Origin of the sequence: Pseudomonas extremorientalis (assembly GCF_024584605.1) — a bacterium.
Lineage (GTDB): Bacteria > Pseudomonadota > Gammaproteobacteria > Pseudomonadales > Pseudomonadaceae > Aquipseudomonas > Aquipseudomonas extremorientalis.
Map to the genome: position 1 here is coordinate 3,771,641 of NZ_CP089519.1, position 18,912 is coordinate 3,790,552.

Here is an 18,912-nt window from a genome sequence, read left to right on the forward strand (position 1 = left end):
AACAATAAAAACGCAGGTCACCCCATGGCCGAACCACTGGCTCACGACACCCTTATCCAGGAATCCTGGCGCCGTTGCCGCGCCTTTGGCCTGGACCACCAGAGCACGCCCAGCTTCGACCAGCTCCCCGCCGAGGGCATCAACCAATTGCTGGAGAGCCAGCATTCGCTGGTGCAGACCACCCACCAGGAAGTGCTGCCCTACTACGAGAACATCCTGAGCAACTCCAACTGCCTGATCATGCTGGCCGACAACCAGGGCCAGGTGCTGACCAGTTGGGGCACCCAGCGCTTTATCGAGCCCAAGCTGGCCCGTGGTTTCAACCCCGGCGCCAGCTGGATGGAGCGTTCCAGCGGCACCAATGCCATCGGCACCGCGTTGGCCTGCGCCCAGGCGGTGCATATCGAACACGATGAACACTTTCTCAAGGCCAACCGCTTCATGACCGGCTCGGCGGCGCCGATCTTCGACGCCCAGCGCGAGATCATCGCGGTGCTGGATGTGTCCAGCGACAGCTACCTGCCGCCCTCCCACACCCTGGGCATGGTCAAGATGATGAGCCAGACCGTGGAGAACCGGCTGATCCTCAACCTGTTTCGCGGCGAACATTTCCAGCTGACCTTCAACACCGGGCTGAGCAACCTCGACAGCCAGTGGGCCGGCCTGCTGATCTTTGATGAAAGCGGCCAGGTGCTGTCGGCCAATCGACGTGCCGACAACCTGCTGGGCATCAGCCTGTCGCGGGTGATGATCGACAGCCTGTTCAAGGTATCGTTGCTGGAACTGTTGAACCAACCGGAAGGCCTGCCCTTCTCCCTGCAAGCGGCGGGACGCAATCGCTTCCAGTGCTTGTTGAAGCGCCCCAGGCAGATGCCGGTGCAGGCGCGCGTGTTCACCGAGCCGGCGCCATCGAAGCCTGCGCCGATTGGCCTCAAGACTTTGCATTTCGGCGACGCGCGCGTGGAGAAAGCCGTGCGCCAGGCCGAGCGCCTGCTGGAGAAAGACATCCCGCTGCTGATTCACGGCGAAACCGGCGTGGGCAAGGAGGTGTTCGTCAAAGCCCTGCACCACGCCAGCTCGCGCAGCCAGAAGGCATTTATCGCGGTGAACTGCGCGGCGATTCCCGCCGAATTGGTGGAATCGGAGCTGTTCGGCTATGAAAAGGGCGCGTTCACCGGCGCCAACCAGAAAGGCAGCATCGGCCTGATCCGCAAGGCCGACAAGGGCACGCTGTTTCTCGACGAGATCGGTGATATGCCGCTGCCCACCCAGGCCCGCTTGCTACGGGTGTTGCAGGAGCGTTGCGTGCAACCGGTAGGCAGCAGCGAGTTGTTCCCGGTGGATTTGCGCATCATCTCGGCCACCAACCGTGCACTGCGGGATCTGGTACAGGCTGGGCGTTTCCGTGAGGATTTGTACTACCGCATCGGTGGCCTGACCCTGGAACTGCCGCCGTTACGCGAGCGCACCGACAAACAGGCGCTGTTCCAGCAACTGTGGCAGCAACACCGCGAGCCGACTCAATGGGCGGGCCTGAGCGCCGAAGTATTGGCGCTGTTCGAGCGGCACCCGTGGCCGGGGAATTTGCGCCAGGTGAGCAGTGTGTTGCAGGTGGCGCTGGCCATGGCCGAGGAACAGCCGATCCGTGCAGAGCACCTGCCGGACGATTTCTTCGTGGATTTGAACGTCGCGGCGCCGCCGCCCGCCAGTGAGTACCTGGATGACAGCATCGACCTGAACCAGCGCTTGAAAGCCGCCGGCGGCAATATTTCCCATCTGGCGCGAGAGCTGGGGGTGAGCCGCAATACCCTGTACAAACGCCTGCGCCAGAACGAAGGCTAGCGTGGCTTGACCACCACCAGCAGGTCGGTGAAGTACTCCACCTGGATCGGCAGGTTATCGGCCAGTGACGACAACGCCGCCGCCGTGTCGTCCAGCTTGAACACCCCGGACACCCGCAGGTTTTGCAGGGCCTGGGGGTCGAAACGCAGCAAGCCGTGGCGGTAGCTGGCGAGGGTTTGCAAGACCTCGCTCAAGGGTTGGTCGTTGACCTTGAGCAGGCCGCGGGTCCAGGCGTCGGGATCGCTGTCACCGATGGCTTGCGGTGGCTGGGCGCGGCCGTGGTCGAGCACCGAACGCTGGCCGGCCGTGACCTTGACCCCATCGCCGGCATCGCCTTTGATCGCGACCGTGGACTCGATCACCGTGACCACCGTGGTGCCGTCTGCCGCGCGCTTGACCAGATAACGCGTGCCCAGCGCAGTGGCCGTGCCCTGGTCGGTGCGAACCACGAACGGCCGTTGCGCATCCTTCGCCACCTCGACCCAGAGCTCGCCTTGCAGCAGTTCGATCACCCGTTGATGACCATCGAACTGCACATCCACCGCCGAGTTACTGTTGAGCTGCAACTGGCTGCCATCTTCGAGGGCGATCTGCCGACGCTCACCGACACCGGTACGTTGGTCGGCCATCCACACCGGCAAGTGTTGCAGGCCCAGCCAGCCGCACAGAACCAGGCCGAGCACACCCACCACCTGCGCGCCACGTGGGCGTCGCGGGGTGAAGGCGCGGTTCAGGGCAATGCGCGCTGGCTTGGCGGGCAAGGCATCGAGGCTGCCCCATAACGCACTCATGCGCTCGATGGCCACGGCGTGGCGCGGGTCGGCCTGGCGCCAGGTGTTGAACGCCTGGCGGTCGGCGTCGGTCACGCCTTCGTCGTGCAGGCGAGTCAGCCACTGTGCGGCTTGCTGGATGATCTGCTCGGAACTCATGCCAGCGGGTCTGCCGGGTGCAGGCTGTGGTAGCAATGCACCAGGGCGCTGGAAATGTAGTTTTTGACGGTGCTGGAGGAAACGTCCAGGCGCAGGGCGATTTCGCTGTAGGTCAGCCCGTCGAGGCGGCTCAACAGGAATGCTTCGCGGGCTTTGAAAGGCAAGCCGGCGAGCATCTCTGCGATACGCTCCAGGGCTTGCAAGGCCACATGAATCGCAGCCGGGTCGGGCATGTCGGCGTCTTCGCACTGGATCACCAGGGCTTCCATGTAGGCTTTTTCGATACGACGGCGACGGGCACTGTCGATCAACAACCGACCAGCCGTGGTGGCCAGGAAAGCGCGAGGCTCCTTGATACTCTGCGGCTCGGCCAGCATCAGGACGCGGATAAACGCGTCATGGGCCAGGTCGGCGGCCTGCTGGGAACACCCGAGTTTCTTGCGCAGCCAGCCGTGCAACCAGCCGTGGTGCTCGCTGTACATCGCCGTGAGGGTCTGCTGGCGCACGGAGTCGCCCAGCGCGGCCGGAATGTCATGCATGCGCAAAAAGATCTCAAATGGGAAGAGTTACCAATTGCGCGAACAATGCCAGTAAAACCCGCTTGGGGCAAGGGCCTGTCTTTAACGCCAACTCCAGGACACGCCGGTGTAGATGCCACGGCCATCCGCCGGCGTAGAACGCGCTACATCCACCCCCTTGTCGTCATAACCCGGCGTCACGGTATTGGCGTAACGACGGTTGGTCAGGTTGCGCAGGTCGACCCAGGCTTGCCAGTCCTGCTTGGGCGCGTCGTAGCCGAGCGTGGCGCCGAGCAGGGTGTAGGACGCGGCGTAGTAGGAATTGGCGTAGTCCACCGCCACCCGTGAGGAATACTCGGTGTTGAGGCTGGTGTAGAAACCCGTCGGATGGCTGTAGCGCACTTGCGCCTGGTAGTAGTGCCTGGGGATGCCGGGCAAGGTGTTGTCGCCGAAGCGGTCATCGTCGCGGTAATGGAAGTCGCTGAAGGTGTAGGCCTGGCGCAGCGCAAGCCGGCCGTTGCGGCCGCCGTCCCATAACGGGCTGAGCAGGCTCAGTTCCACACCCTGGTGTACGGTGGGGCTGGCGTTGGACTCGGCGACGATGGCATTGCTGGTAGAGGTTTGCGCCTGGGTTTCCACGCTGAGCAATTCGTGGCGCACTTCGGAGCGGTACAGGGCCAGGTCCCACTGGCCGAGCCAGGCCTCACCGCGCCCGCCGATCTCCAGGGTGGTGGCGGTCTGGTTTTTCAGGCTCACGCCCTCCCGTGCCAGGCCTTTGGCCGGACCACCGGTAAAGTATTTGTTGGAACCCCAGATCATCGACCACGCATGCGGCGGCTCGACCGAGCGGCTCAGGTTGCCGTACACCTGCAATTGTGGGGTGAAGTCGTAGCGCAGGCCGATGCGTGGTGCGTAGTCCCAGTCGTGCTGGCTGAGCGGCGCCTGGCCTTCAGGGTAGGTGACCTGGGTTTCGCGGCGGGTATAGATCGCCGCCAGGCCAGTGGTCAGCCACAGGTCAGGCACCAGTTCCAGGTCGTTGCCGATATGCAACACGGTGTCGGAGCCCAGGTAGCTGTAGTCGCGGGTCTTGGTGCCGGGGGCGTAGGTTGCGGTATTGCCGGCGGGTGTGCGCACGTATTCCGAAGCGCCGTTATTGGGCATCGCCTGGGTGGTGCGCAGGCCGACAGTGGTTTTACTGTCATGGCCGAACAGCGTGTCCTGGCGGATGTAATTGAGGGTGCTGCTGATATCGGTGTAGGCGACTTTCAGGCGGTTGGTGCCTTCGCGCAAGTCCATCGGGTAGTCGTGGTAGGCCAGCCCGACTTCGACCCGCGCGTTGTCGTCCAATTGCAGGGAGGTCTTGTTGGCGATCCAGGTGGAGCCCGGTTGCAGGCGCTTGGAATCCCTGGCGGCGTTGAGGCTGTTGGCCGCACGCGGGTCGTGGCTGATCTGGCTGCGCGTGAGTTTGCCTGGGGTGTCGTTGGTGGTTTCGCGGTAACGGAAGTAGAAGCGGGTTTCCAGGTCCGGGTTGAAGCGGTAGCCGAAGTTGGCGGCCACGCCTTTGCCGGTGGCAGCGCTCTGGTGCTGGTAGCCGTCGGATTCGGAATCGGTGAGGCTGATGTAGTAGTCGGCATCCCCCAGTACCTGGCCCGAGCTGATCTCGCGCTGGGCGTAGCCTTTGCTGCCCGCTTCGTAACGTAGTTGCAGCTTGGGTGCATCGTAGCCCGTGCGGGTCACATAGTTGACCGCGCCGCCCAAGGCCAGCGCGCCCTGATCAAAACCGTTGGCGCCGCGCAGCACTTCGACCCGGCTTTGCCACAAGGGATCTTTCAGCTCATAAGGCGTGCCGCCGGGGCCGGTGAGTGGCAGGCCATCGAACATTTCATACAAGCCGGAGGCATGGGCACCGGGGCTGCGGTTCAGGCCCGAACCACGAATCGAGAGTTTCACCCCTTCGTTGTTGGCCGCCTTGGCATACACTCCGGCCTGGTACTTGAACACGTCTTCGTTGGTGCTCACCCTTCCCTGCTGCACGCTGTTCATGTCGATATAGTTGGTGCCGCCGGGCACGCTCTTGAGCTGCGCCTGGGCCACTTCACCGTCGCTGGCTTGGCTGCCGGTGACTTCGACCGGGGCCAATTGCAGGTCTTCGGCGTGCACCAGTGAGCTTAAGGTCAGGGCGGCAAACAAGAGCGGAGGTTGGCGCAGCAGCATCGGGCAGGTCCTTGGAATTCGGGGGGCACCTGGTGGGAAGACAGGGGCACCCGCCAGGTCACTCCTTATTAACGGACCAGCCCCTTCCCACACCAACGTCGGACCAAGACTATTCGCTGCACGAGGGTGGCAGAGCAGCAGGAAGTGGCGAGCGGGCTTGTCCCGCTCGCCACAGTTGCAGTGTCAATCCTCAATGGGGGGGTATCAGCCGGCTTTGCATCAGTTCATCTGCTTCTGATCCCGGAGCAAACCGGAATCCATACATTTCATCCGCACTGAGGATTTTGTCGAGCGCTTCCAATAATTGCGCCTCGGTCGGCGAGTCCCGCAATAACTTGTGCGCTGGCAGCAACACCTCGGCAGAAACGCCTTGGACACTCGCCGCATCGATCACGGCAAAAAGGATAAAACGCAAACGTATTTCGCGATCAGTGGGCCAAACCGTCTTTTGCTTACCCATGGTAGAGGCCTCAAGCTTTCGGAAAAATCCGAGGCTATTGATGAGTACTGGGTGTTTCAACCATCGAGATGCAAGATAGGCCTCTTCCTACAAGGGAAAACGAAACACCGTACCAATCACCAGAGGATGCCGAGCTTTATTGCACCGGCAGAAAATTCATCAGCAACAAGCTCTGCGCGTAATTGAGACCGATGCGCCGGTAGCGCTCGTCGAGCATCTGGGTCAGCAGGTCGAGGCGCGCAACGATCTTGCCGAACTCCACCGCGAAGCTGAGGTTGCTGCCCTCCTCCGATATTTCGTTGGAGAACAACAGCAGCACGCCATTGGCATCCTGGCGCTTGCTCAGCAGCCAGGTGGCCTTCTCGATATTGCGCGCGGCGTTGCTGACAAACTGCGGGTTGATCGAATCGGTGATGTAGAACTCAGTACGCCCACCGTGGGCCGTCACGATCATGCTGCCGATGGCGTAGATAAACGCGCCGACACGATCGCCTTTGAACTCCGGACTCAGGGAATAACTCAGCGCCGCCAAGTCGCGGCGATCATCCAGAGCCGGCAGCGATCGACGTTGCTCGATGGCCTGGCGGATCTCTCGCGCAGCGCTGACCGCATCCGGATAACCCGACTGACGCCACTGGCTGGGGTTGCGCAAATAGAGCTTGTTCATCAGCAGATACAGGCTTTGCAGGTTGTCGCGCATGCCCAGCGTGGCCATGCGGTCGACACTGGTCTGGAAGAACTCATCGGGTTTGCCGTTGCTGAACTGCTTGGCGATATCCCGCCCCTGTTGCTGGCTGCAACCGCTGGCGCAGAGCATCAACACAGCGGCCAGCAGCAAGGGCTGGCAACCGCGTTGAAGGTTGAAACGAGGAAATGTGCGATCCATCGGCACCCGATCTGATTCATCTGCCCACGCGGGAAATCGGCAGGGCTGGGACAAGGATAGAGCGGAGAAATCCAAAAAAGTGCAGTGGATCCAGGCAGATAGTTGTAAGCAGAGACCACCGGGCAGGTGAATCGGCGCAATCGTGAAGGATTCGTTTCAGGGCCTATACTGAGAGCAACAGCTGCGTGTATTTTTTGCGCATTTGCTCATAAGCAGCTGTATAGGAGGTGACGGCAATGAAACATCCAATTCGGGCGCAAATGGTTGTTCAGATGATTTGCCTGCTTTCGGTAGCTCAGCTTTTTTGCTGAACAACGTGTCACCGGCTTCAAATTCAGCCGCGGCTGCGGCGCAGGAAGGTATTGCCTGCAACTCCCTCAGCATCTGGCCCGACACCCATTGGCCGGGCCAGAATGTGCAACTACAGCAAGACCGTGGCCAGCATGCCCAGAGCCCCCAGGCAAAACCCGATCAGGGCACCCCGCCCGGGCATTTCCTGGAACAGCGCCCAGATCACCACAGGCTCCAGCAGCAATAACGAGGTGATGGAAACGACTGTCACCACCCAGATATCACCGACCGCCCGGTACCCCAGCCAGTAAGCTCCCAGCAGGCAAAGCCCGGCAAAACACATCAACACCACCGGCATGACGAACGCCTGCCATGAACCGTCGCCCGCCTGAGCCAGCCGGGCGGTGATTACCTCGCTGTAGATTGCACAAAATTCACCAACGACCATCAACCCTAGAGCAGAAACTCCGAGTAGTTCTTTGGACATATCAAAAACTCCTTCGTATTCAACGCACTGTTGTTCAACTCCCAGCGGGCGATGCCGTTGCCGAGGGTTTTGTTGCAACGATACGAAGCAGCCTTGAACAGGCCTGAATTACCGAAGTGCTTTTGCATGCTCGTGTCCTTGAAAATGGGGTGAGTCCCAGCGACCGTAGAGGACGCCCGGCCTGATCATACGTTTGGGCAGGCGCCTTGGACAACCGGCTGCAGTATCGTCGTGGTCTTTTTTCCGGGGAGGATGAGCTGGATGCCGATACCCTGTTGAGTCATGCGGGTGGGGAGATGTACCGGGTGAGAAGGCAGCGGTTTGCGACTGATCAACACCGCGCGCGCCGATTAAAAGCCAATGCCCCGACGTGTCGGGGCATTGGCTTTTGTAGTCCTGGGCAAATCAACCAGAAATGAACATCTTTTTCAGCGTTTCAATTGGCAAAAGACTCACCCTGACGTGGAACGATTATTTGGCTTGGCGAAGCACAAGCTCCGTCAAACGGGTCTTGACCCGGAAGCAGAACTCACGAATTTGAAATTGATAGGCCGGCATCACCATGTAGTTCAAATCAGGACCCAACGAGTCTTTGACTTCCATGTACTTGGCCGTCTTGGCAGCAATGGCCTGGTATTGCGCCTCGTATTTATCGTAAGACGCCTTGTTGTACACCCTTAGAACATCGAGCTCTTTACGGCATTGCTCGGCGCGATTCTGGTTCAAGTTTGTTTCAGACTCTTCCTGAGCAGCCTCCTGGGAGACATTGATTGGGGCTACAGGACGTGGGTTCGCAGGTGCAGCCTCATATCGCACAGTGAAATTTTCTGGTGGTGTCGAAGGCGCGGCTTCAGCGGGTGCTTCATGGACGACGGCTGGAGGGGGAGTCTCTTTAGGTTTTTCTGGGGTTTTCGTAGCGCATCCCGAGAGAGCAAGACCTACCACTACAACGATGCCACACATTTTATTCATCGGTTTCACCAAGAGGTATTTGGGGTTGGCTGAGTCGTTAGGTTCTGGGTAAAAGTCATCACTCAATCCATGATCGAGCGTACATTTTCTACCAGACTCAAGGCGCTCAGCCGCTCTTCCTTGAGTGCGCAGGTGAACAATAGTAGTAAAAAATCAAAGAGATGACGAGGAAAAGCTTGGCAGGAATGGCACAAATCCAATGGGCTAATGACTGTGGGATCAAGGTGCGCAGTCGAGATCCCCATGAGGATGGGTCGCCTTCAAAAAGGCTGCATCGGAGTGTGAACTGGATACCACCACCCAGCGCGAGAGCAAAGCCGGGCAAACGTCACGCAGTTCACCCCCAATGCGATTCATACATCAATCAGCGCTGTAGAAAATTTGAATTAGTCAGTTGTCCGTCCGGTCAGGAATTATGAACGCAGTAAATCTGATGAGGTGACAGCAATGACTATCCAAGCAGAGACACTCGTACAACTGACCCAAGCGCTTCAGGGACGCGGGATGAAGATGGTTTCAGACGTCCATTTCATCCGTGCGCCATATCGGCACAATCATCGCTGGATCTGTTCTGTAGAGGAGTAGTCATTGAAAGCCAGCCGGAAACGACTGGCTCGAATGGATATAGCCAAAAGGACCTTAGGTTGAGCGACCCTCGCTACGATTTTGTTGTTTTTTAACGCCCTTCCCATTTTTACGTTCGTATTGATGATGAATAAACCAAGCGACGAGCAGTACGCCAGCCAGACCAAAAACGAACAACAACAGCTCTATTGCGGGACCCTCGTGTGAAAACATGTTTCGTTCCTCGTCCTGAAGTATCGCGCCTCAAAAACTGGCGCCTCCGAAATTATTCGTAACAATCCATACATTTTCAGGGTAGACGCCGAAGCTCGAGGTGACAACCCCAATACTCACGGAACCATTGATCTAGACACGTCACTCGTCGAAAAAACGTTCGCGAGCGCGCTAGCGTCAGCGATACGAGCACAAGAAGGAGGTCGTGACTACTGCACCTGCCCCAATCGCAAACCGCTTGAAATGATGCGGAAACGATCAGGCTTGAAGCGGGGTAGAAGCACCAAACCCTAGAAACACAAAAGCCCCGCATTCGCGGGGCTTTTGTTTGAATCTTGGCGGGAAACCAGGGATTCGAACCCTGGAGACGCTATTAACGTCCGCCGGTTTTCAAGACCGCTCTGCAAACTCCAGTGGGCTGCGGCTTTAAGGGCTCGCGGAGTTCCATTATTCAGCATTAGCGTCCAGGCTGGAGGCCCCATTTCCAGAAGGGGTAGTTTTACGTTTCGGAACTGTTTCCCCCCCTTCCCCGGCGTCCTGACGACCGTACATGCCCCACATTCAAAACCTGCTGCTACTCTTTCTGCTCCACAATGGAACAGCCATGCCGAACACAGACCTAGCACCTTCCTTGCTGTCCAAATTCAACGAAAACCAACTCGCTCTCGAAGCGGCCACCATGGAGCTGACGAACTGAGTTGAGCAGCAAGGCGACACCGAAATCGCCGACAACGTGCCCGGTGCACTGGACACCATCGACAGGAACGAAGAATTCATCAAGCTAACCTTAGCCGCTCTCAATACCCCCTGATTGATCGCACGGACATCTACAGCCCGTTGCCCAAATCGCAAAACCTTCAAACCTGGATGACGCAAAGGCGCTTATTGAATCGCCACACGCCCTAGACTCATTGCGAGCGCCCGTTTCTGGCCGGTTTCTGCCTGCCACCAACGTCAGCTGTGGGTCAAAATCCTTCGGCCGCCAGCGACAGCGGCCGGCCAGGAGCGGTTACTCGTAGGTGACTTTAACGTACGGCGCGCAAGGGGGAATCGCCTGAAAGTAGCCTGTCGCGCGCCTGCGCCATGGGGCAAAAGGCTGCGTTCAACGGAGGCTGATGCAGCATAATTCTCCAACGTCAGCGCGGCCCTTTAAGACCTTGCTTTTAGCCTGCATGGCAATACAATATCACACGAAAATTAGTATGTGACGCCAGGTTTTTTAACTTATTCAAGATCATATAAATCGCGACAATTACTGTCCGCACTGTAGCCAAATGTTAGGCATGCCGAATCAAAAGGAGTTGTTATGACAAGATGGAGTCGCGAATTTCAAGAAGGGGCTTTTCACGAAAACTGGAAAGCACTGACTACAAAAATTGCAGAGGTTACTGTTGATGATGAGACAGTAACAACGACTGTCGAGGAGCTGGCGCGACTTCGTAAAGCAATCACCTTTGTAGACGAAATTATATGTAATATTGATCCGGAGCTTACGCCCAAGTCAGTCTGGACCAGCTGCGTACCACAAGCGCAAGCTTGCGTACAACAGATTAATAACTACAACTCATATAGAAATGCTACGCACCTTGTAACAGCCAACGAGCACTTCGACAACATACTCACCTATGTCCGTCCTTATATGGTGCCTCCCAGCGAAGCTCTTACTGGATATGGCAATGCCAGTCAGAGTTTCTCTGAAACAGTTTCAGAACACCTTCAGTCATTCCGCGTCAAGTCAGCCGAAATAACGTCTCAACTATCGCAGGCGCTGGAAAACGCAAGAGCCAGTGATTCCTCCATCTCCGAAATCGAGCAAAAAGTGAGACTTGTAAATATCTACCTTTTTGAAGGGGTTGAGGGTGAACCTGGTGCCGAGCAGAATATTCAAAATTTAGTCGTTGATACCGAAGCAAAACATCGAGAGGTCTCAGACCTACACCAGGCTTTACTCGAAGGGCCGGACTCTCTCTCTACGATCATCAAATCCACCCACAAAGAAACTTCAGATATACATCAAAACCTAACAATCCTGCTTGAGTCTTCCAAAACAAAAACGGCCGAGCTACAGGCCTTTTATGATCAAGTTTTTGGATTAACCTCTCTAGAAAACCAGGATGACCAACAGAAAGGTTTAAAAGCTGAGGTAGCCGCCAGAATACTACAATTAAAAACACAAGAAGCCGAACATGAAACACGTCACAAAACCATGTTTAAGCAGATTGAGGCTCTACTACCAGGTGCGACTAGCGCGGGCTTAGCATCATCTTATAAGACATTGAAAGATCGTTTCGAATCCCCCATTAAAAATTACACAAACATCTTTTATGGCTCTATGGCAGCGCTGATTTTTGGTAGTCTTTTTTTTGTAATTGACAGCGTCACTCTCTGGCCTCCCCAAGTCTTACTAGTTAAGGCTGTTGGGTGGGATGAGATGCTTCGAACGATGCTGGCGAGACTCCCTATTGCGTTACCTGTGATTTGGTTAGCCGTATTTTCGGCAACCAGGCGCAGTCAGTACGAGCGCCTACAGCAAGAATATGCTCACAAAGAAGCATTTGCATCGTCCTATGAGAGTTACAAGAAACAGCTGCAAGACCTCGGAGCCAGCACTGAAAGTCTACAACAAGAATTGATCGCCAAAGCTATTGAGGCTATCGCTTTTAATGCATCAAAAACATTGGATGGCAATCACACAGAAAAGCCGCCAATAATGCAAGTCCTAGACAAAATCAGCACAGACGACTTAAAGAAACTTATAGAAGCCATTAAGCTGCGTTAAGCAAAGAAAACGGGTATAAACTCGAAACAATTAATGAGGCAGGCTCAGCTTTTGGTCAATATAGGCCGAGTTAATTTTGATCACTTCGCAGTCGAGCAAGCGACTCAAATTTATCTACCCAAAATTTATTCTAGAGGAATGAATCGATCAAATTTTAATAAATATTTGAGCGTTTACTTTTGGCCCAGCAGTTCGCGGAGGGCAGCTTAGGGTCGTAAGCAGCCCCTCGCTACGTCGCATCGCTCAGCCCCCGATTGTGTAGGGGTATGAGCGCGGTTTTGCGGATAGCCCCGTGGTTGCTGGCTGTAATGCGTGCATGCATCCTGTTGCATAAACGCATATTTGGCATTGGATGGCAAAGATTGGCGTATGGTTTGCTCAATTTTTGCCCCACGCTCGGCGCTCGAGGCTCTAGAGAAACGATCCGCCCGATGATGGATTGGGCGTAGCCCTCCTCGAACGCACCAGCCAAATTGGCTAACACGCCGAAGTCTCTCTGCTTTGTAGCAATTTCTAAGCAATCCGCGTTTCCTGCGTGACAAAGGCACTACCGGTACTATGCTTGTACCTTTCTTGAAAAGAGTCGACGCCATGCCAGGTGATTATTCACTGTCAGATGTACTGGAGAGGATGTACACCAACCAGCTGGCCCTTGAGGCCGCCTTGATGGAGCTGACACTACATGTCGAACAGCAGGGGGAGTCAGAAGTGGGGGAGAATATCCGCGGAGCACTGCAAACGATTGGTGAAAACGCTGGCCACATCAAACAGGGCCTAGCCAAGCTCAAGGGTTCGAGTGCCGGCTAAGCCACTTCTGTGTCCTTTCAGAATCGCAGCGGGCAAGCGGCGATGCTCAATATAAACTTGTATGACAGACTGCTTTCGGCCAAAAGCGGACGTTTGAGAGCGGCACCTTCCGTCCAGAAGCAGACCTTCAAATCATCTGCTAAACTGTGGCGATTCAGCCGCGCACTCTAGTACGCGCTGGCTGAAATCGAAAGCTGGTCATAATGCTTGGTTATCCTTTAGTAAAACGGGGGCTGGGCATCAAAGGTGGTCTGCATATAATCAAGAATTAGCTCTAATTTAGATAGAGTCTCAGGAGATAGTTTTTTGGTATCTGGTGACGGCGTACCGCATGCCTCAGCCAAATACCATCCTATTTGTTTCTTTGTCGGCTTTGATGCAATACCTAGCTCATTTTTTATAATTTCCAAGTCGATGCTGGTTAGTAACTTTTCCAAAGCCATATTCGAGAAGCTGGCATCAACAGACGCTATCGTAGCAACACGTTCTCCCGTCAGATACCATTCATCCTTATAACGTTTGGCGGCTTTTATACCTTCCTTATCATCATCTAAGAGAATAAAAAACTTTTGTGCCTGCCCCATGAGCTGACTTATGACCGGGTCTGAAGCCCCGGACCCCACGCCAGGCATAATGCTAAAATTAATTTGCTTTTTTAATACTTTGCGCGCCAATTCCAGTGCGTAGTAGTCAGATATTCCCTCTACAATTAGATACGGACCCGCCCCAATCAACTCTGGAGGGACATACTCTAACCTTTCGATGACTGGTTGAAAGTAACTTGATCTAGAGGGAAAATCTGATACGAATCTGCGGTAAGGAATTGCTGATATCGTGGTAGGCTTCGTATCTAGCCCAAAATTGTCGGGCTTGTCATAATCCAGAGCGGAATTTTCAACAATATAAGCTGATCCTAACCATTGTGGATTAATCATGTGATGACTGTGAGTGGAGTAAATTATTCGATTTCCATTAGAGGCAATTCGCGAGAAACTTTTCAGAAGTTCTGCCTGTGCCTTAGCGTGCAAGTTAGCTGCGGGCTCATCGAAGATGAAGATAGTTTTCCTGTCGCTCGTATTTTTGAATGCGGTGAATAACAAGAAGGAAAAGAACCACCTGAATCCGAGAGACCTTTCATTAATTGAGAATCTAGATTCCCCATCAGAAACTTGGAAGGTTGCATAGGGCACATCATTTTTTTGGGAGTCAATCCCCCAGTCAACCGTGATGCTATTAGCTGATATTGATCGCTGAAATATTCTTTGCCAGCTACCTAAGACTTCTCTTGTTATAGTGCTTGATATTTTCTGAAACACAGAATCTATTAGTCCTTTGCTAGGGCTACCAAAAAGCATTGAGAGCCAGTTTTGGTTGTTCTGCTTTGCCTTGAACTCTCTAATTCTATCGCAAACATGTTTCCCTATGTCTATGCCAGCTTGCGAACTGTCAAGTATGTCTTGAAAGGCAAATCGATAATGCCTATTGATTGCCGTTTCGCCCTCATACTCTTCAAGATAGATTCTCGCAGGCATGTCCACTAAGAAAGTTGGAAAGTAAGATACTCGCTCGATCTTTGTGGAAAGATGATTGATTGCAATCAACCAAAAATCAATATCATTGACCTTTTGATCTGGCCTGTCGAGCTTGATATTTTGTTTTCCTCTAGGCTTTTTAACTGTGAAGCTTATTGCCCATTCATTTATAGTCCGCTTAAGAGCGCTATCCTCAAAATAAAACTTCTTAACTAGCGTGAAGTTTCTTTTTATTGATTTTTCGTCAAGAACCAAGGAATTCTTCTTTGCAAGATCAACAAGCTCTTGTATATCTTGCTCGTGGACTTCGATGTCGGCTTGAATTTCAACCGCGTCTGAGAATGCAGCTTTGAGGTGCATAGGGATAAGACGAATAGCAGAGCTTGCTGCGAATTGTCCGTCAAAAATACTAGCGACAGACTTGTCGCCAGTAACGAACAATGAAAGAGCCTCTAAAACAGTTGTTTTTCCACTTTCATTAAGTCCTATCAGTGTTATTACTGGGCTATTCGACTTATTGGCGATATCGATACTGACGCTTTCAATTCCCTTGAATCTTTTGATGGTGAAACTTTTTATTTTCGCCACGTAAATACCCTTTAATTATTGTCATTTTTTGCGTCACAGAGTGCGCTACGTAAATATAGGACAGAGAAGATAAAATCGCTAGAGAGCTCGCCTTTTTTCTCTAACGAGCTCGATATTTACCTATAGGGGCATTTGCACCCTCGAAAAACGGCGAGGTGACGACCATCGATCTTTACATAGCTAAACTATTTTGCGTTGTCAAAGGCTAAGAAGGGCGAGCGAATTGAATCGCCCCGAGTTTCATAGATGCTTTCGAGCCTCAGAGACACCAGCCTAGTCCCAGTTAGACTGTCCGCTTCTGGCCGAAAGCCGCCCCTACATACAGGCGACAGACCAGAGCTGATCAAGCTTAGTCGTATAACTTTGGCTCATCATATCGCGGCGCATTCCCCAATCAGGAACTGCCGGCACACAAGCCGAACGCAGCGTGCCCCTACCCCATCGCTCATTGATCTGGTCCATGACTGTCATCACCCTCGTTGCCTCAGCCGGCTGTGATACTGCAAACAAATCATCGGTGTACTCACCAGGGTGGCAGAGGTTCAGCAACATCACCTCAGCCTTGCTGTACTTAAAACCTGATCGAAATATCCGATCAAGCGCACCCACCGCTGCCTGAGTAAGCAGCCGCACGTCGTCGGTGGGATACGGCATATCCACCACCACCCCATTGGCATACTTCGCCTCCTCCGGATTGAACATGCCCGTGCGGATGCACACGCGTACCTTCTTACACAGCGATTTCTGAGCGCGGAGCTTCTCAGAGGCACGCATCATGTAGGTGGCCACCGCCTCTCTTATTGGCGGCAGCTCTGTCAGCCTCATGCCGAACATGCGGCTGCAGCAGATCTCCTGCTTTGGAGGATCCGGCTCATCCAGTTCCAGGCAAGGCGTGCCGCCCAACTCCCTGGCCGTCTTCTCGATCACAATGCTGAACTTCTTACGGAGCGTCCAAGGATCGGCCTTAGCCAGGTCCATAGCCGACTTGATACCCATGGCATCAAGATGGAGTTTCATCTTTCGACCGACACCCCACACTTCCGCCACGTCCGTATTGCGCAGGACCCAGTCACGCTTAACCGGGTCGGTGATGTTGACCACCCCACCGGTTTGGGACTGGAGGCGCTTCGCGGTGTGGTTTGCCAACTTCGCCAGGGTCTTTGTGTGAGCGATACCTACACCGACAGGGATGCCAGTGCAACGAAGCACCTGAGCGCGAATCTGCCGGCCTAAAGCATCCAGCTCACCGATACCAGTCAGGTCGGCGAACGCCTCGTCTATGCTGTACACCTCCACCGCCGGCACCATCGCCTCGATCAGGCTCATCACGCGCTCGCTCATGTCGCCGTACAGTGCATAGTTGGAGGAGAACGGGACGATGCCGTGCTGCCGGAGCTTGTGCTTGATCTGGAAATACGGCTCGCCCATCTTGATGAAGGGCTTTGCGTCGTAGCTGCGGGCGATGACACAGCCGTCATTATTGCTCAGCACCACGATGGGCACCTTCGCCAGGTCTGGCCGGAATACCCGCTCGCAACTGGCATAGAAGCTGTTGCAGTCGATCAGTGCGAAGGTTGGCTGCTTAGACATGGCTGCGCACTGTGCTGGTGATCACGCCCCAGATCGACAGTTCGTCGCCTTCGAGAACGTAGCGTGCCGGGAATTTGGGGTTTTCGGAAAGCAGGACCACCTCCCGGCCGCGCTTGCATAGGCGCTTGCAGACGGGCTCATTATTCAGCAGTGCCACGACCACATGCCCATGGATCGGCTCAATGGCACGGTCTACAACAGCCAGGTCACCATCGAAGATCCCGACGCCCTGCATACTCTCACCGGTGATCGCCACCAGGTACACGTGGGGCGCACGGATATTGAGGACCTCATCCAATGAGATGTGCTGCTCGATATGGTCCGCTGCCGGCGAAGGAAAACCGGCCGGAACCTGGAACGAGCACAACGGCAACTTCGCGCCGAGCTCAGCGATGGGACCTAGAATGGTGAAGCTCATGATGCGGCCTTTTACAATTACTGTATGAATGTACAGTTAACTTTGTAGGACGCTTGCGGTCAATTTTTCTGTAGGGAATTTCGACAAGCGGAGAGGTGCGTATGTGTGGGCGATTCGTGCAATACGAAGGGATGGCGATCTTCATTGAAGAGCTGAGCCCGCAGATAGAGCTGTTCAGCGGGTATGACGCTCAGCCTATTGATCGCTACAACGTGGCACCGTCAACGCGGGTGCAGGTTCTACACACAGCTGAGGATGGGCTGCATATCGATGCAGTGAAATGGGGATGGGCACCGTTCTGGGCGAAGGGAAAACGTCCGGATCCGATTAACGCTAGGGTCGAGACGGTCACCACCGGGAAGTTCTTCAAAGAGCTCTGGCCGAATGGCCGGGCCATTGTGCCCAGTGAAGGCTGGTATGAATGGGTAAAAGACCCAGACGACCCGAAGAAGAAGCAGCCCTACTTCATCCGTCTGAAGAGCCGGCGCCCGATGTTCTTCGGGGCGCTTGCCCAGGTCAATCCAGGGTTGGAGCCTCATGAGGGCGATGGTTTTGTCATTATCACCGCCGCAAGCGATCAGGGCATGGTCGATATCCACGACCGGCGCCCTTTGGTACTGACGCCAGAACACGCCAACGAGTGGCTTGATCCCGGCATAACTCCATCGCGAGCGGAGGAGATTGCAAAGGAATTGTGCCAACCCACGGAAGAGTTTGAATGGTTTCCCGTAGGCAAGGCCGTAGGGAATGTTAGAAATCAGGGACAGGAACTGATCGAGCCAGACAGATCAGCTCAGGTACCACATCACGAAGGCGACTGCAGAGATCCACACCAGGGTAAGCAGAAATGAAAGACCCGCGAGTTGCTTATCCATCTGCTACCCAGTGTGAAGTTAAAAGACTGCAGTACGAGCTACAGGGGCAACTTTAGTTCAGTGAGGGCAACGCGCCACCGGTTCAAGACTGCGGCGCCTATCAGAACAGCCCACCCAACGCTGCCGGCTCCCAATTCATGATTACCAACTCACCGCTCATCTCGGCTTTACCTTGGCGCTGGTTAGCTGTGCTGTACCGGATATCCAACGTCTCGAAATGAAAGCCTTCAAACACCCGCCGGATATCGGGATGATCATTGATGCTGACCATAACCCTACCCTTGCAGGTCCGCATGAAATCGGCCATTCGCTCGTAGTTTTCAAAAGGAAAGTCTACGCCATAGCCTGCGGTTTGCCAGTAAGGTGGATCCATGTAGTGGAACGTATGGGCACGGTCGTAGCGCTCGGCACATTCAAGCCAGCTCAGGTTTTCAACGTAAGTTCCGGACAAACGCTGCCAAGCTGCCGAAAGATTCTCCTCGATCCGCAGCAGGTTGATAGCCGGTCCAGTGGTCGCGGTGCCAAACGTCTGCCCTGTCACCTTGCCGGCAAAGGCGTGGTGCTGCAGGTAGAAAAATCGGGCGGCGCGTTGTATATCGGTAAGGGTTTCAGGGCGGGTCATCTTCTGCCACTCGAACACCTGCCGAGAACTGAGCGCCCATTTGAACTGGCGTATGAATTCTTCCAGGTGGTTCTGCACAACGCGGTAAAGAGTCACTAGGTCGCCGTTGATGTCATTGAGGACTTCAACCGGCGCGGCCTGGGGACGCATGAAGTAGAGCGCGGCGCCGCCGGCAAAGACTTCAACGTAGCATTCGTGCGGTGGGAAAAGAGGGATCAGGCGGTCGGCGAGGCGGCGCTTGCCGCCCATCCAAGGGATGATGGGTGTGGACATATGAAAGCAAGACCTTTGCTGTATGAATAAA

At 54.9% G+C, this 18,912-nt stretch carries 15 protein-coding genes and 2 pseudogenes; 6 read left to right on the forward strand and 11 right to left on the reverse strand.

The features are described from left to right. Nucleotides 1–24: 24 nt before the first annotated feature. On the forward strand, nucleotides 25–1,842 hold the full coding sequence (locus LUU92_RS16730) for a sigma-54-dependent Fis family transcriptional regulator (protein ID WP_071491791.1): 1,818 nt from the start codon (nucleotides 25–27) through the stop codon (nucleotides 1,840–1,842). On the opposite strand, the gene LUU92_RS16735 is transcribed toward LUU92_RS16730, so the two are convergent. The 6 genes from LUU92_RS16735 to LUU92_RS16760 all read right to left on the reverse strand — a co-directional run bounded on the left by LUU92_RS16735 (nucleotide 1,839) and on the right by LUU92_RS16760 (nucleotide 7,588). Then, nucleotides 1,839–2,771 carry a FecR family protein gene (locus LUU92_RS16735; RefSeq protein ID WP_093123747.1) on the reverse strand — a complete coding sequence of 311 codons (933 nt, stop codon included), beginning with the start codon at nucleotides 2,769–2,771 and terminating at the stop codon, nucleotides 1,839–1,841. The two genes, LUU92_RS16730 and LUU92_RS16735, sit on opposite strands and share 4 nt — an antisense overlap. Beyond that, nucleotides 2,768–3,310, reverse strand: a complete 543-nt coding sequence (locus tag LUU92_RS16740) for a sigma-70 family RNA polymerase sigma factor (protein ID WP_071491793.1) — start codon at nucleotides 3,308–3,310, stop codon at nucleotides 2,768–2,770. The genes LUU92_RS16735 and LUU92_RS16740 overlap by 4 nt, the downstream gene beginning before the upstream one ends. A gap of 81 nt (nucleotides 3,311–3,391) precedes the next feature. Next, nucleotides 3,392–5,503: a TonB-dependent receptor family protein gene (locus tag LUU92_RS16745; protein WP_257102335.1), complete on the reverse strand. Its 2,112-nt coding sequence runs from the start codon at nucleotides 5,501–5,503 to the stop codon at nucleotides 3,392–3,394. A gap of 190 nt (nucleotides 5,504–5,693) precedes the next feature. Next, nucleotides 5,694–5,963, reverse strand: coding sequence for a hypothetical protein (locus tag LUU92_RS16750; protein WP_222541574.1), 270 nt, complete (start codon nucleotides 5,961–5,963; stop codon nucleotides 5,694–5,696). Nucleotides 5,964–6,099: 136 nt separating this feature from the next. After that, complete coding sequence (locus LUU92_RS16755; RefSeq protein ID WP_071491796.1) at nucleotides 6,100–6,849, reverse strand: hypothetical protein; 750 nt, start codon at nucleotides 6,847–6,849, stop codon at nucleotides 6,100–6,102. A gap of 421 nt (nucleotides 6,850–7,270) precedes the next feature. Next, complete coding sequence (locus tag LUU92_RS16760; protein ID WP_257103864.1) at nucleotides 7,271–7,588, reverse strand: hypothetical protein; 318 nt, start codon at nucleotides 7,586–7,588, stop codon at nucleotides 7,271–7,273. Nucleotides 7,589–7,846: 258 nt separating this feature from the next. Between LUU92_RS16760 and LUU92_RS16765 the strand changes: the two are divergent. After that, nucleotides 7,847–7,953: pseudogene (locus LUU92_RS16765) on the forward strand (diguanylate cyclase); the annotation flags it as partial. 145 nt (nucleotides 7,954–8,098) lie between these two features. Here LUU92_RS16765 and LUU92_RS16770 read toward each other — a convergent pair. Further along, complete coding sequence (locus LUU92_RS16770; protein WP_256572972.1) at nucleotides 8,099–8,665, reverse strand: YuaE family lipoprotein; 567 nt, start codon at nucleotides 8,663–8,665, stop codon at nucleotides 8,099–8,101. 1,336 nt (nucleotides 8,666–10,001) lie between these two features. Here LUU92_RS16770 and LUU92_RS16775 point away from each other — a divergent pair. The 3 genes and pseudogenes from LUU92_RS16775 (at nucleotide 10,002) to LUU92_RS16785 (ending at nucleotide 12,983) form a co-directional block, all read left to right on the forward strand. Continuing rightward, nucleotides 10,002–10,208: pseudogene (locus LUU92_RS16775) on the forward strand (hypothetical protein). A 495-nt stretch (nucleotides 10,209–10,703) separates the two neighbouring features. Then, the gene (locus LUU92_RS16780) at nucleotides 10,704–12,176 is read left to right on the forward strand and encodes a hypothetical protein (protein WP_257102336.1); all 1,473 of its coding nucleotides are present in this window, start codon (nucleotides 10,704–10,706) and stop codon (nucleotides 12,174–12,176) included. Nucleotides 12,177–12,767: 591 nt separating this feature from the next. Then, nucleotides 12,768–12,983, forward strand: coding sequence for a hypothetical protein (locus tag LUU92_RS16785; protein WP_257102337.1), 216 nt, complete (start codon nucleotides 12,768–12,770; stop codon nucleotides 12,981–12,983). Between the two features lie 218 nt (nucleotides 12,984–13,201). Here LUU92_RS16785 and LUU92_RS16790 read toward each other — a convergent pair whose 3' ends face one another. The 3 genes from LUU92_RS16790 to LUU92_RS16800 form a co-directional block, all read right to left on the reverse strand. After that, nucleotides 13,202–15,103 carry an AAA family ATPase gene (locus tag LUU92_RS16790; protein WP_257102338.1) on the reverse strand — a complete coding sequence of 634 codons (1,902 nt, stop codon included), beginning with the start codon at nucleotides 15,101–15,103 and terminating at the stop codon, nucleotides 13,202–13,204. A 315-nt stretch (nucleotides 15,104–15,418) separates the two neighbouring features. Then, nucleotides 15,419–16,693, reverse strand: a complete 1,275-nt coding sequence (gene umuC / locus LUU92_RS16795) for a translesion error-prone DNA polymerase V subunit UmuC (RefSeq protein WP_257102339.1) — start codon at nucleotides 16,691–16,693, stop codon at nucleotides 15,419–15,421. Next, entirely contained in the window at nucleotides 16,686–17,111 is a 426-nt protein-coding gene (locus LUU92_RS16800) for a LexA family protein (RefSeq protein WP_257102340.1), read from the reverse strand. Before LUU92_RS16800 ends, umuC begins: the two co-directional genes overlap by 8 nt. A 101-nt stretch (nucleotides 17,112–17,212) precedes the next feature. On the opposite strand from LUU92_RS16800, the gene LUU92_RS16805 reads away from it, so the two are divergent. Next, on the forward strand, nucleotides 17,213–17,962 hold the full coding sequence (locus LUU92_RS16805; RefSeq protein ID WP_257102341.1) for an SOS response-associated peptidase family protein: 750 nt from the start codon (nucleotides 17,213–17,215) through the stop codon (nucleotides 17,960–17,962). A gap of 124 nt (nucleotides 17,963–18,086) precedes the next feature. Here LUU92_RS16805 and LUU92_RS16810 read toward each other — a convergent pair whose 3' ends face one another. Beyond that, nucleotides 18,087–18,881 carry a DNA adenine methylase gene (locus tag LUU92_RS16810; RefSeq protein ID WP_257102342.1) on the reverse strand — a complete coding sequence of 265 codons (795 nt, stop codon included), beginning with the start codon at nucleotides 18,879–18,881 and terminating at the stop codon, nucleotides 18,087–18,089. Nucleotides 18,882–18,912 lie beyond the last annotated feature (31 nt).